Below are 13040 nucleotides of genomic sequence, written 5' to 3'. Positions count from 1 at the left end.
TAGACCTCACACCCAAGTTGTCACTTAAATTTGAATGGATTGGGGAAAACTCAGCTTTTGAATGTTTATGCAACAAAACCGAAAGATAGAGGAAATTCAGCTGGAAACGTATTCAAAGATTCTAATTCTAACTTTATTCGGATTTACTAGCACCTTAACTAATGCAGATGAATCCATTCCAATAGAGGCAACTGCCGCAACCGAGGCACAACAGGTTGCTCAAGATTATGGAGATCAGAAAGACCAGAAATAATAGCCCCTTCAGTCGAAGGCTTCATTCTTCTATTTCCAACTTCGAATACAGCTACTGTTCCAAGACAGTTCAAACTGGTTTGAGTCTATCTGATGTTCAATGAGTACTATATTTTCATCAATCACAACAAATCGACTATAAGAACTGTAGGAGTCAGGCTTTTCCATATAGCATAGCTCACTTCTCCGCAGTCCCCTATCTGATTGCGAAATTTTGCAGAATCTGGATTAGGAATAAAGTTTTTTGTTATTTCTCTTATAGCACTGAGTTTTCGTTCATTCGATAGTTTTGAATCTGAGGGTGGATCATCAAACTCTTTTTGATTGCAACCAAATAACATTGCAATAATTAGAAAAAACCTAGGTTTTTCATGATGTTCCCCTTTGCATAAGGGAGAAACTTTACATTATATTTTAACTTATACTTAGGAATGAGAAAATAACTTTGTAAGATTATGTTAGATCGGCCAAAATTTTACTGAAATTGATACTACGTAACAACCAAAAATCTTTCTCTAGAAAATCTCGTGCAAGATCAAATAATTCAGTTAACCGGTTGGCAAACCATGTAAATAGTACTAGCAATCCCTATCACCGCCAATATGGATATAAATATTTCTATTTTAGTCATCATGGTTATATTCTTAATCTCATTAGAATATATTTTATACGATTATTCTGAGTTAATTATAATAGCAATATATTACAAATACATTATATATTCGGTATTAAAAACCACTCTTTCGAGTGGCTTTACCTAATTGAATGTTTGTCCTACGGCGTAAATCATCATGGATATAATCATGACAGCTACAATAATTAATAAAATCTCAATTTTTGTCATTAGGAAGCTCTCCGACTTCTACAGCTATATTTTATATAATTCGAAAAGAAAGACCTATAATTAAAGCGTTACAAGGTTTTAAATTATAAAACTCTCTTGGAGAGCGATTTTTTGATTTTTTATTAGATTGAAAATTAATATAAGCGAAGTCAATTCGATCAATATCATCAACCTATTCAATTATGCTTGAGACTTGAGAAGTTGACTTAGTAGGAGTGAAAATTAAATATATGGTGTTGATATTCAATTTTAGCAATTAAAAAATATAGATCAGTATTCGAAGAATATTGTAAAAATTCCTGATAAACCTGTAAATTCATAATTTAAATACTCTAATTGGTTGAGTTTATTTATTTTGTAACATCAAAATAATACCATCGGTTTAAGGTCAAATAAAAAATGACCTTTAATCACAAAGCTATTGAACATTTTCGGAAATTTGCGTCTTTATTTTGAGCATAAGTTGAAAATACCTGATGCAAACACTTGGTTTTAATTAGAAAAATAATGGTTATACTTTAGTTAAAATGATAGAGAAGAATAGACCATGAAAGTGAACCTTTTACCTGTTTTACTGCTATCCTTTTCCGTTTGTGCTTGCCAGGGATCACAGCCTGAAGATAAGGTAAAGCCAATTATTACGTCCATAGAACAATCAGAAAATACTCTCGCGGGTTTTATAAATCAGCTTGAATCAGATATTATCTCAGTTGAAACGAAGAAAATAATTTTATGTGAAGATTATCCTCGTGAATTTGAAACCAATTTCTTATCTAATATGCTTAAGCTAGAGTCCTCTGAATACACAAAAGAGAGCCTCCTAAAAGATCTAAATTTAACTTTAAGCTATTATAAACATCTTAAGAATATTCAATGCTAGCCAACATATAGAACTCTTTTCAAAACAGTATTTTAGATTTTGTTTTTCTAGTAAATTAAATTATTGGTGAATATCAGGGTTGGTTAGAATAACGGTAAATTATCAGACTATACGGAAATAGGTTCTCTCTATGCACAATGCAAATTTCAAGAATTTTGAAGAAGCTGGCCAGGCCATTTTAAAATTTTTATCTCAACGATTTGGATTTAAGTTATGGATGATTACCCGTACGGAGGGTAATGACTGGATTGTACTGTTGAGTGAAGACAATGGTTATGACATTAAGCCTGGGCAAGTGTTTAATTGGGCTGATTCTTTCTGCTCACAAATGGTACTAAATAATGCGCCGCGTATAGTTCCCTATTCACCTGATATTCAAATATATGCGAATGCACCAATAAATCAGCTAGTTACTATTCAAGCCTATATTGGTCAACCTCTTTTAAAAGAAGACGGCTCACTGTTTGGTACCCTCTGTGCGATTGATCCTGAACCTCAATCTAAAATTCTTGTTGAAGATACTCCACTATTCGACCTCATAGCCAAAGTGCTTAGTTATACGATTCAAGCTGAATTAAAAGCGGCTGAACATGTGCGTAGAGCCGAACGGTTTGAATTGGAAGCATTGTCTGATCCAATGACTGGGCTTTTTAATCGTCGTGCTTGGGACCGTTTAATTGAATTAGAAGAAGAGCGGTGCAAACGCTATGGGCATCCTACCGCTGTATTAATGATAGATCTTAATGATCTTAAGATTACAAATGATAGCCTAGGACATACGGCGGGTGATGATCTAATCCAGAGAATGGCACTCACTCTAAAAGATATAGTCCGTAGCAATGATATTGTTGCTCGCTTAGGTGGTGATGAGTTTGCTGTACTCAGCATAGAAACCAATCTGGAAAATGCTAAAAGACTTGTATCAAGAATTCAAAAGGCTTTCGCAGAAGCTGGTATTAGTGCTGCAATTGGCCTGGCAATGCGTAATCCGACATATGGGTTATCAACTGCCATCATTGAAGCAGATGAAAATATGTATAAGAATAAATCATTAATCAAATCTGGTAATTATTGATCAAAGCCACCCACCCGATAGAAGCCTGTTTAAATTTAACCTAATTGGTTCCCAATGAAACATTGCTTATAAATAGTTCAGCCATCCTCCCCGTAGCAACAAGCCGACATATTTTAGGGTCGGCTTGTTTTTAAGCAGTTTTGAATAAAAGATGGCACTGATAGAAATAATTATTTAACAGGTTTCTATAATGCCTATCTTTTATAAGCTCTAATTCGTAGTGTTAATATTCCTGTTGCACCAATAGTTTAGAGTTTTGTTGGTGCTTATTTATCCAGAGATACAGTATCGGCAACAGGACTAAAGTAAGCAAAGTTGATGAAATAATCCCGCCAATCACCACAGTTGCCAAGGGTCTCTGTACTTCCGCACCAGTTCCTGTGGCAAGAGCCATGGGTACAAAACCAAGTGAAGCCACACAAGCGGTCATCAGCACAGGGCGTAAGCGTAAGATCGCCCCTCTCCACACGGCTTCCTCTAAACTGTATTGATGTCTTAACTCTTTAATAAACGTCAACATTACAAGTCCATTCAGTACGGCGACACCTGACAATGCAATAAATCCAATACCTGCTGACATCGATAATGGAATATCACGAAGCCAAAGGAACAATACTCCACCTGTCAACGCAAAAGGTACACCGGTAAAAACAAGAAGGCTTTCTTTAACATTATGGAAAACAACCATAAGTAGAATAAAGATTGTCAGTAAGGCAAGTGGAATCACTATTTGCATACGTGATCTGGCTGAAGCCAGATTTTCAAATTGCCCACCATATTCAATCCAGTAACCACTTGGCAGCTCATAATTTTTCACTTGCTTTTGTAGTTCTGCGACATATGATCCTAAATCACGCCCGTCAACATTGGTCGTCACGACAATACGACGCTTACCGTTTTCACGACTGACCTGATTCACACCTTCAATCGTACTCACCATCGCAACATCCGCCAATACAATCTGTCCACCATTTGGAAGCTGTAAGGGCAACTGAGCAACACTTGCAAGATTACGGTCCTCATCACTTAAACGAACCACAAAATCAAAGCGTCGGTCACCTTCTAGAATCTCGCCTACACTTTGACCGCCGATACTTGCTGCAACGAGATCTTGAATTGAGCGTACGCTCAAGCCATATTGTGCAGCTAATTCCTTATTAATCTCAATATTGAGTAAAGGCAACCCGGAGGTTTGCTCCACCTTTACGGCGCTACTGCCAGAAATTTTCTGGATGATTTTGGCGATTTTAGCAGCTTCACTATTGAGGACTTGCATATCATCACCAAAAATTTTCACCCCGACATCACTGCGGACACCTGAAATCAACTCATTAAAACGTAATTCAATCGGCTGTGAAAATTCACTATTATTGCCAGGAATTGTTTCTAAATATGCCACCATACGGCTACGTAAGTTATCTAAACTCTCTTTAGGGTTTGGCCATTCATGACATGCTTTCAACATGATATAACCATCAGAGATATTGGGTGGCATCACATCTGTTGCGACTTCAGCCGTCCCTGTTCTTGCAAATACTGCTTTAATTTCAGGGAAGTTTTTTAACAATAATTTTTCTGTGTTTTCCTGAATGCGTAGAGACTCCTCTAAACCTGTACTTGGTGATCGTAACTGTTGTACCGCAAAATCTCCTTCACTTAGTTGTGGTGCAAACTCACTGCCAAGTTTGGTACTGATCAAAGCTGTAATAACCAGTAAACACAATGCAAAAGTTAGTACAACTGCCTTGTATTGGTAAGCAAGATCAAGAACCTGTTGGTAATTTGATTTTAGCCACAGCATCCAGCGACTTTCTTGCTCCTGAATGTCGCCCTTCACCCACAAAGCAACCGCAGCGGGTACAAAACTAATCGACAAAATGATTGCAGCAACAAGTGCTAAAACCACAGTCAGTGCCATGGGATGGAACAGTTTTGCTTCTACACCGCTCAAGGCAAAGATGGGGAAATAGACCACTAAAATGATTAATTGCCCAAAAATGAGGGGGCGTCTTGCTTGTCGTGCAGCTAGAAACACCTCTTTAAAGCGCTCTTCTTGAGTAAGCTCTCGTTTTAACTGTTGTTGAGCATGGGCCAAACGACGCATACAGTTTTCGACAATCACCACGGCTCCATCCACGATAATGCCAAAATCCAAAGCACCTAAACTCATGAGATTGGCACTAATATTTTTTTGTGCCATGCCTGTGAGTGTGAACAACATGGAAAGAGGAATCACACAGGCCGTAATCAAGGCTGCACGGATATTGCCAAGGAATAAAAATAGAATGACGATGACTAAAATGGCACCTTCAATCAGGTTTTTTTGTACCGTTTTAATGGCCTTTTCCACCAAACCCGTGCGGTCATAAACTGTTTCGATCCGTACGCCTTGAGGTAGGCTATTTTGAATATCCTGGATCTTGGCATCTACTGCTTTCGATACGGTGCGACTATTTTCACCCATCGCCATCATCGCAATACCGAGAACAGTTTCTTCGCCGTTATAGGTTGCGCCCCCTGTTCTTAAGTCATGTCCGATCAGCACTTGTGCAATATCACCCACTCGAATTGGACTACCGTTCGGGCTTGCAATCATGGTATTTTCAATATCATTAACAGTATCGAGCGTACCCGGTATACGTACTGTCAGTTGTTGTCCATTGTCCTCAATAAAACCTGCACCACGGTTTTCATTGTTGATTGTCAGTGCTTGCTGTAATTGGTCTAAGCTGATATTCAATTGTTGCATGCGGCTGAGATCGGGTGAAACCACATAGGTTTTATTAAATCCACCAATGCTGTTAACCTCAGCAACGCCTTTGACACGTTGTAATTGTGGTCGAACAATCCAATCCTGAATTTCCCTTAAATCCATCGCGGTATAGCCTGATCCATCAGCTTTTTTTGCATTGGGTTCTACTGTGAGTACCCACTGATAGATTTCACCTAATCCTGTGGATAACGGTGACATGGATGGTGAGACCTGTTTGGGTAGATCAGCCTGTACTTCTTGCACACGCTGATTGATCTGTTGTCTTGCCCAGTAGATATCTGTCCCATCTTTAAATACGACTGTGACCTGGGATAATCCATACCGTGATATGGAGCGGGTCAGTTCCAAATCTGGAATACCTGCCATCGCATTTTCAATCGGATAAGTAATGCGTTGTTCAACTTCAAGCGCAGTGAAGCCATTGGCTTGGGTATTGATCTGCACCTGGGTGTTGGTAATGTCGGGAACAGCATCGACCGGCAATTTCTGGTAACTATAAATACCTACTGCAACCCATGTACAGACAAAAATCATCACCCAAATTGCATTTTGAATCGAAAACTGAATAATGCGCTCAAACAATCCTTCAGGACGAGGTAAATCTTGATTAATGCTCATGACCAGCCTCGTCTTTTTCTAATTCAGATTTCAGTAGGAAACTACCATCGGCAATATATTTTTGCCCTTCGCCCAATCCAGAAATCACTTCTAGCCATTGTCCATCATGACTGCCCATCCCCACCTCAATGGGCTGTGCTTTCAAATGAAGCTGGCCCTTTTCCTCAGATTCAATGACAAATACCACAGGTTTTCCTTCAATCTGCTGTAAGGCTTTTTTCTGGATTCTTAATGCCGTTTTTGCTGGTGTATCATTGACCAATACATTTACCAAAACATTTGGACGTAGGACTTCTGCATGGGTGGTGACTTTGGCGCGAACTTGCAAACGTCCAGTTTTTTGATCTGCTTGTGCATTGAAGGTTTGTACTTTCGCCTGGTAGTTTTGATCAGAACCATTGGCTTTAAAGTTTAAAACTTGTCCTGCTTGAAGCGGGATGGACGAGTTATTTGGAATATTAAACTCTAACCAGAGGCCATTAAGGTTTTCGATCACAAAAAGCTGATCGGCCAGTTGGACGTTCTCACCGACAACAATGTCTTTTTGGCTGATCATTCCTGAAATGGGTGCGCGTATGACGAAACGTCCATTTTGACCTGTCGCCCCCAAAGCCTGTAAACGCGCTTGCTGAGACTGTACGGTAATTTTTGCCTGGCGATAGGCATTTTCAGCGCGTTGCAGGTCTTGTTTTGCCGAAATGCCTTGTGTCCAAAGCTGGTACTCACGCTGATATTCCTGTTGGGCCAGACGCAGATTAGACTGCGCTATATTTAAGTTAGCTTGCTGGTCAATCAGTTCAGGTACCGAGAGCACAGCAAGTGTTTGACCTCGCTCTACAGCTTGACCTAAAGCAACATTGACTTGTTCGACATGACCACTGAAGTTCGGTGAAATATGTGCTTGCTGGTCGGTATTTACAACGAGCTTTCCGGGAAGTGAAATGTAGCTTTCCACATGACCCCGCGTTATTTGTTCAATTTTGAGACCATGTTCAACTATTTGTTGCGCTGAGAGTTTTATTTCTCTCTCGTCGCTGTGTTCCTTTTTCTCTTTACCCTCTTCAGCGTGGTTATCATGCTGTTCAGTTTCACCCTCATGCTCATGATGACCGTTTTTTTTATTTTGATTACTCAGCCAGATCCATACGCTGAGCAAAACGGTAAGGCATATCAATACACCGGCCAAAACTGGTTGAGAGATTTTTCCAGATGGATGTTTATTCATTTTATTCTCCCTGACCATTGATAAGATTTTGCATTTCCGCAAAGGCATTTTTAATCAGTTGTGTGTATGCAGTAGACTGACTAATATCCTCATAGCTTGTTCCCAGACTTAAGGCTTCAATACTGAGTCCGATTTTCCATGCCTGCTTTAGAATCTGCAGTTGAGAGACACGTAAATTTTGTAGCAGTAATGATGTTTGTTGCATATCCGTGATAGAAAATTTACCTGCCTGAAAGCCCTGAAGCGTTCTGGATTGAACCTTTTCAGAGAGCTGAATTTGAGTAGCAATGGCATCAAATTGTTGGCGCAAGCCTTTCAGCTCATTGAGCCGATTGGCAATGTCGAGAATTTGTTGTTTCAACTCTCTTTGCTGCATTTGGTTCAAGAGTTGTTGCTGGCGCTCGGCCATGGGAATGACATATTGTTGACGATTAAAAATATTTAAGGGGATTTCAACACCCAGTGCCACGGTGGTTTCATTGTCCTGTAGAGGTGCTTTGGTCTGTGTCATCCCCAGATTCAAGGTCGGTTGAGGACGGCTTTTAACTCTTAAAAGCTCAACCTGCTGATGAGATTGTTGCAAATTCAAGATATAAAGTTTTTCTAACCAACCTTGCTGGATATTTTTTTCAACTGCATGTCCAATTTCACTTGGCCATACTAAATTTTTTGGTTGAATCTTGAAGCTGACCTGGGTTTCACCCCATAAACTGGACAGTTGTCTTTGTGATGTTTGCAGCGTTAATAAAGCCTGCTGGGATTGTCTTTGAATGTCCAAATGCTCAATCTGAGCACGTTCATAATCCACTAAAGCGATACTGCCAGCCTGATAACGTTTTTTAGCACTGTCTACATTGGCTTGGCTTACTTTCATCTGCTTTGCAAAAATAGCCTTTTCAGTTTCTGACAAAATATACTGTGCCCAAACATGCTTTACGATCAGTTCACCCTGAGCCTTCCAAAGCTGTTCTTTCAACTGAAGTTGCTGTTCTGAAAGTGTTGCTATTTTTTGATTAATCTTACGTTGGCCAAAAACATCGAGTAGCTGGCTAATACCGATACTCAGTTCTTGTTCCTGACTGGAATCAAATCCATTTTGTTCAATGGAGAACACTGGATTTTGCCATAGACGGCTGTTTTGAATATTTAATGTCGCAAGTTTCCGACGCTGAGTTTGTAGTTCGGATTGTGCTTGATATTGCTGCACCTTGGTTAATGCGTCTTGGAAATTTGTGACTGCATTCGTCGAAGCATTAACGTTTGGTATAGCAAGCAGCAATAGCCCAGCAGCTATCCATTGACTGATAAAAGTCTTGTTTTGAAAAGACATAGATGTTTCCCACTAATTTAAAAATATAAGTGGTGGGAATGTTTTAGGCTAACCCCACCATTAGCGGGGAAAATTCGGGAGGTGGACTTTGTGAAATTAAGTCCGGTGATCTACAGTCATTTCGCCAAAAGTACGTTGGCACAACAGCAAAGGAAAACAGTTTTTGCTTAAGCGGAACTTGGCGTTGTCCGAGAATCAAGTGATTCATTGATGGAAGATGATCTTGATGATCCTCAGCGAAGTCTAAAGCATGGTCTTTTTCTTCAGATATTTGATGACTATGTTTTTGGCTTTCACTTACACATAAGGAATTTGTATGATGCCCAAAATGATAGTCTTGAGTCACCGTAATGGTTTCTTCATGGACACAAAAAGCGGCTGCCACATTCCAAAGGCTTTGGAACATGAATAATCCCACTAAGACTGTGATCCATGTCGATGCACGCATATGAAGATGAGCAAGTAATTTTATTGCATTATAAAGCTTGGGCTAGCTCTAAGGTCAATCAATTTTTTGATATATGCAATAGATAACCTCAACCGTCACTGAGACCTCAAAATTATTCCCGCAGTAATTCATTTACCGTTTGCCCCTGCTTTGCAAACCACTGATCACGACGTCCAAATAAACGTGGTGCCGCGTGATTGACCTGATCGATCAAAGCCTGTAAATCAGCATTAATTAAACAGCCATTTCTAACCACAGTCTGTCCCGCCACCATCGTCATGACCACATCTTGGCCTTGAACTGCATGGACTAAATTGGTATGCAAATTAAATAATTTTCCATGATCAATCAACGGCGTCATCCGTGGTGTATCCAGCTTGACTGCAATCAGGTCAGCCTGTTTACCGACTTCCAATGAACCAATTTCATCTTGCATACCCAAGGCTTTTGCTCCTGTAATCGTAGCCATTTGACAGACTGACCAGGCATCCAGGGCGGCCGCATCTAAATTCGAAAACTTGGCTAGTAGTGACGCCGTTTTCATTTCTTCAAATAGATCCAGATTATTGTTTTCTTTTTCTCCATCAGTACCCAGACCCACCGCAACGCCTTGGCGTAGCATTTCAACCACAGGTGCTGCACCGGAGGCCAATTTCATATTGGAAATCGGGTTATGGGCGACACCGACCGCATGTCGCCTTAAAATTTGAATTTCATTTGTATCCGCCCAGACGCAATGTGCCAACAGGGTCTTGGGCAGATCCAGCAAGCCCAGTTTTTGTAGACTCTCAATCGGGCGAATACCTGAACGGCGCAGGTTTTCCTGCACATCAAATTGACTTTCATTGCTGTGGGTATGAAAACCGGTTTGATAATCCTGACAAAGTTTTTCAATACGGCTTAATGCTGAAGCTTCAGCATAAAACAGGTGCTCTAAACCCACCCAAACCTGAATGCGTCCATTCGCCTGCTGATGCCAACGGTTGATTAAAGCCTCATTACTTTTTAAGGTTTCAAAATAATTGTGATCCGGATGCTCTGCGACATAAGGCACAAGAACAGCACGAATTCCCAACGCTTGCGCAGCTTCAGCACTTCCGTCCATATAGCGCCACATATCGACAATGGTGGTGGTTCCCGACAAAAGTGCCTCGGCATAACACAAATAAGAGGCAATTTTCGCATCCTCTGGTGTCAACACCCGGTGCATCGGGTCAATATACTGCTGTAACCAATCCCAAACCGGTAATCCTTCTGCCGTGCCACGTAATAAACCGGAATGACAATGAGTATTGATCAAGCCCGGCATCAGGATCGTTTGTGGATAATCCTCAATGAGCACCTCTGGATAGCATTGGGTTAACTGTGCCAATGTACCAACTGCTTTTATTTGGTCTCCATCAATCAGTATCGCGCCATTTTTAATACATTCATTTTGCACATTCATGGTGAGGACATAGGAAGCTGTTAAAATTTTCATGATTTATACTCAAATCTATTCTATTTATGATGAATGGCTGCGGTTATGGCACGAAGGTTTTACCTAAAGAAGATGGCAAATTCATTTTGAGTACTTTTTTATTCCGCGAAATCATGACCAGTACCACAATGGTGGCTATATAGGGCAATGCGGCAAGCAGCTCGTTCGGAACCTTGATTCCAAGCGCCTGGGCGTGAAATTGTAAAATGGTTACGCCACCAAACAGGTAAGCGCCGAGCATTAAACGTGTGGGTTTCCACACCGCAAACACCACTAGTGCAATGGCAATCCAGCCGCGACCAGCCACCATATTTTCGATCCACATTGGTGTATAAACGGTTGATAAAAATGCCCCGCCAACCCCTGCCATCAAACCGCCAAAGAGTACTGCGCCATAACGAATCGCCAACACGTGATAACCCATGGCGTGCGCACTTTCCGGTGATTCTCCAACTGCTTTAAGCAATAAGCCTAAACGGGTTTTCGCCAAGACAAACCACACCAGAAAGAAGATCAAGATCGACAAATACACCACATAGTTTTGCTGGAACAAAATCGGACCCAATACTGGAATATCCGCTAATAGTGGAATATTAAAATTAGCCAGACCCGGTAAAGCCATACTGACGTAGTTCTGACCCAAAAATGCAGAGATACCGAGTCCAAAAATGGTTAAAGCCAAACCACACGCGGATTGATTGGTACTTAAAGACAAGGTAAAAAAGGCAAAAATCAGGGCCATCAGCATGCCTGCCAGACCACCCATCAATAAGGCACTTAACACACTGGCATCATATTGCGCAGCAAAGGCAAAACCTGCAATTGCACCGACCAGCATCATCCCTTCTACTCCAAGATTAATCACACCAGTCCGCTGTGTGACCAATTCCCCCAGACCTGCGAAAATCAGTGGTGTTGCTGCTGCAACAGTACCTGCAAGAATTGCAGTTATTTCTAAAGCCATATCATGCTTCCTTTTGCTGTAGACAACATTGGGTTAAAGGGTAGTTGCTGTGGGCTGAGGGACCGGTGACGCCATTTTTTTGCTAAACCGGTAACGGTTTTCAATTAATGCATCGGAAGCCAGCAGGAAAAATAACAGCAGACCCTGGAAGATACCGGTAATCGCGACCGGAAGCTGGAGCTGCATTTGTGCCATTTCACCGCCCAGATAAATCAGCGCCATAAAACAGCCTGACAGCACAATACCGATGGGGTTCAAACGCCCTAGATAAGCCACGATAATCGCTGCATAGCCATAGCCTGGGGACAGGTTCGGATTTAGCTGTCCAATAGGTCCAGCCACCTCACAGAGTCCGGCAATACCTGCCATCATTCCGGAAATTACCAGACTCATCCAGATGGCTTTGGAGGAAGAAAAACCTGCGTATTTTGCAGCTAAAGGTGCCTGACCGCTGACTTCCAGTTTATAGGCCGTCAGACTTTTACGCATAAAGACCCAAAACAGGAAAACTGCAAAAAAAATGATAAAGATAGAGGCATTAATGCGTGTGCCTTCTACAATGAATGGCAGCGTCGCACTCTCACTAAAAACGACTGATTGTGGAAAATTCATCCCTTCAGGATCACGCCAGGGACCATTGACCAGGTATAGCAACACACATACTGCAACATAATTCATCATCAGGGTGGTCAGGGTTTCTTCGGCATTAAAATGGGTTTTCAGTAAGGCAGGAATTGCGCCCCAGAGTGCCCCACCAAGTGCGCCCATGACAATCATTAACGGGAGAATCCACCAGCCAATTTGGTCGTGAAATAAAATCGCAATACCACCGCCAAAAATCGCGCCCATGGTGAGCTGACCTTCAGCACCGATATTGAATAATTTGGCTCGAAATCCCACCGCTAGCCCCAAGGCAATCAGAATCAGAGGCCCGGCTTTCACTGCCAGTTCACTCCAGCCATAAGAAGATGTCAGCGGTTCAATAAAGAAGATGTACATGGCTTGCGCGGGATTAATCCCCAGCATTAAAAACAGAATACTCCCGACAATCAGCATGGCCAGCAGCGCAATGAGTGGTGAAAGCCACTTCATGATTTGAGATGGATGTTCACGCGGTTCCAGTAAATGCATGTCGCTTTCCTCTCAATTTA

Annotated in this window: 9 protein-coding genes; 2 read left to right on the top strand and 7 right to left on the bottom strand. The window is 41.3% G+C overall.

Annotation, left to right across the window (positions count from 1 at the left end; genetic code table 11):
* Nucleotides 1-61 precede the first annotated feature (61 nt).
* Complete coding sequence (locus H9629_RS14525) at nt 62-253, top strand: hypothetical protein (protein ID WP_191731378.1); 192 nt, start codon at nt 62-64, stop codon at nt 251-253.
* Nucleotides 254-2106: 1853 nt separating this feature from the next.
* Nucleotides 2107-3051: a sensor domain-containing diguanylate cyclase gene (locus tag H9629_RS14520; protein WP_064096824.1), complete on the top strand. Its 945-nt coding sequence runs from the start codon at nt 2107-2109 to the stop codon at nt 3049-3051.
* 223 nt (nt 3052-3274) lie between these two features.
* Here the strand turns inward: H9629_RS14520 and H9629_RS14515 are convergent, their stop codons facing one another.
* From H9629_RS14515 to H9629_RS14485, 7 genes are all read right to left on the bottom strand, one after another.
* Nucleotides 3275-6442, bottom strand: coding sequence for an efflux RND transporter permease subunit (locus H9629_RS14515; RefSeq protein ID WP_191731376.1), 3168 nt, complete (start codon nt 6440-6442; stop codon nt 3275-3277).
* Nucleotides 6432-7667: an efflux RND transporter periplasmic adaptor subunit gene (locus H9629_RS14510; protein ID WP_191731375.1), complete on the bottom strand. Its 1236-nt coding sequence runs from the start codon at nt 7665-7667 to the stop codon at nt 6432-6434. The genes H9629_RS14515 and H9629_RS14510 overlap by 11 nt, the downstream gene beginning before the upstream one ends.
* A gap of 1 nt (nt 7668) precedes the next feature.
* Nucleotides 7669-8997: a TolC family protein gene (locus H9629_RS14505; RefSeq protein ID WP_191731374.1), complete on the bottom strand. Its 1329-nt coding sequence runs from the start codon at nt 8995-8997 to the stop codon at nt 7669-7671.
* 43 nt (nt 8998-9040) lie between these two features.
* Entirely contained in the window at nt 9041-9403 is a 363-nt protein-coding gene (locus H9629_RS14500; protein WP_191731373.1) for a cation efflux protein, CzcI-like, read from the bottom strand.
* Nucleotides 9404-9557: 154 nt separating this feature from the next.
* The gene (locus tag H9629_RS14495; RefSeq protein WP_191731372.1) at nt 9558-10925 is read right to left on the bottom strand and encodes an amidohydrolase family protein; all 1368 of its coding nucleotides are present in this window, start codon (nt 10923-10925) and stop codon (nt 9558-9560) included.
* Nucleotides 10926-10968: 43 nt separating this feature from the next.
* Nucleotides 10969-11889, bottom strand: coding sequence for an ABC transporter permease (locus H9629_RS14490; protein ID WP_064096818.1), 921 nt, complete (start codon nt 11887-11889; stop codon nt 10969-10971).
* Nucleotides 11890-11922: 33 nt separating this feature from the next.
* Nucleotides 11923-13020, bottom strand: coding sequence for an ABC transporter permease (locus tag H9629_RS14485; RefSeq protein ID WP_191731371.1), 1098 nt, complete (start codon nt 13018-13020; stop codon nt 11923-11925).
* Between the last annotated feature and the right edge of the window lie 20 nt (nt 13021-13040).

This window comes from Acinetobacter pecorum, assembly GCF_014837015.1.
Classification (GTDB): domain Bacteria; phylum Pseudomonadota; class Gammaproteobacteria; order Pseudomonadales; family Moraxellaceae; genus Acinetobacter; species Acinetobacter pecorum.
This window is presented reverse-complemented; position numbering and strand designations above follow the sequence as displayed.

Coding starts and splice junctions, on each gene's coding strand:
- H9629_RS14525 (WP_191731378.1), top strand. CDS start 62: ATGTTTATGCAACAAAACCGAAAGATAGAGGAAATTCAGCTGGAAACG.
- H9629_RS14520 (WP_064096824.1), top strand. CDS start 2,107: ATGCACAATGCAAATTTCAAGAATTTTGAAGAAGCTGGCCAGGCCATT.
- H9629_RS14515 (WP_191731376.1), bottom strand. CDS start 6,442: ATGAGCATTAATCAAGATTTACCTCGTCCTGAAGGATTGTTTGAGCGC.
- H9629_RS14510 (WP_191731375.1), bottom strand. CDS start 7,667: ATGAATAAACATCCATCTGGAAAAATCTCTCAACCAGTTTTGGCCGGT.
- H9629_RS14505 (WP_191731374.1), bottom strand. CDS start 8,997: ATGTCTTTTCAAAACAAGACTTTTATCAGTCAATGGATAGCTGCTGGG.
- H9629_RS14500 (WP_191731373.1), bottom strand. CDS start 9,403: ATGTTCCAAAGCCTTTGGAATGTGGCAGCCGCTTTTTGTGTCCATGAA.
- H9629_RS14495 (WP_191731372.1), bottom strand. CDS start 10,925: ATGAAAATTTTAACAGCTTCCTATGTCCTCACCATGAATGTGCAAAAT.
- H9629_RS14490 (WP_064096818.1), bottom strand. CDS start 11,889: ATGGCTTTAGAAATAACTGCAATTCTTGCAGGTACTGTTGCAGCAGCA.
- H9629_RS14485 (WP_191731371.1), bottom strand. CDS start 13,020: ATGCATTTACTGGAACCGCGTGAACATCCATCTCAAATCATGAAGTGG.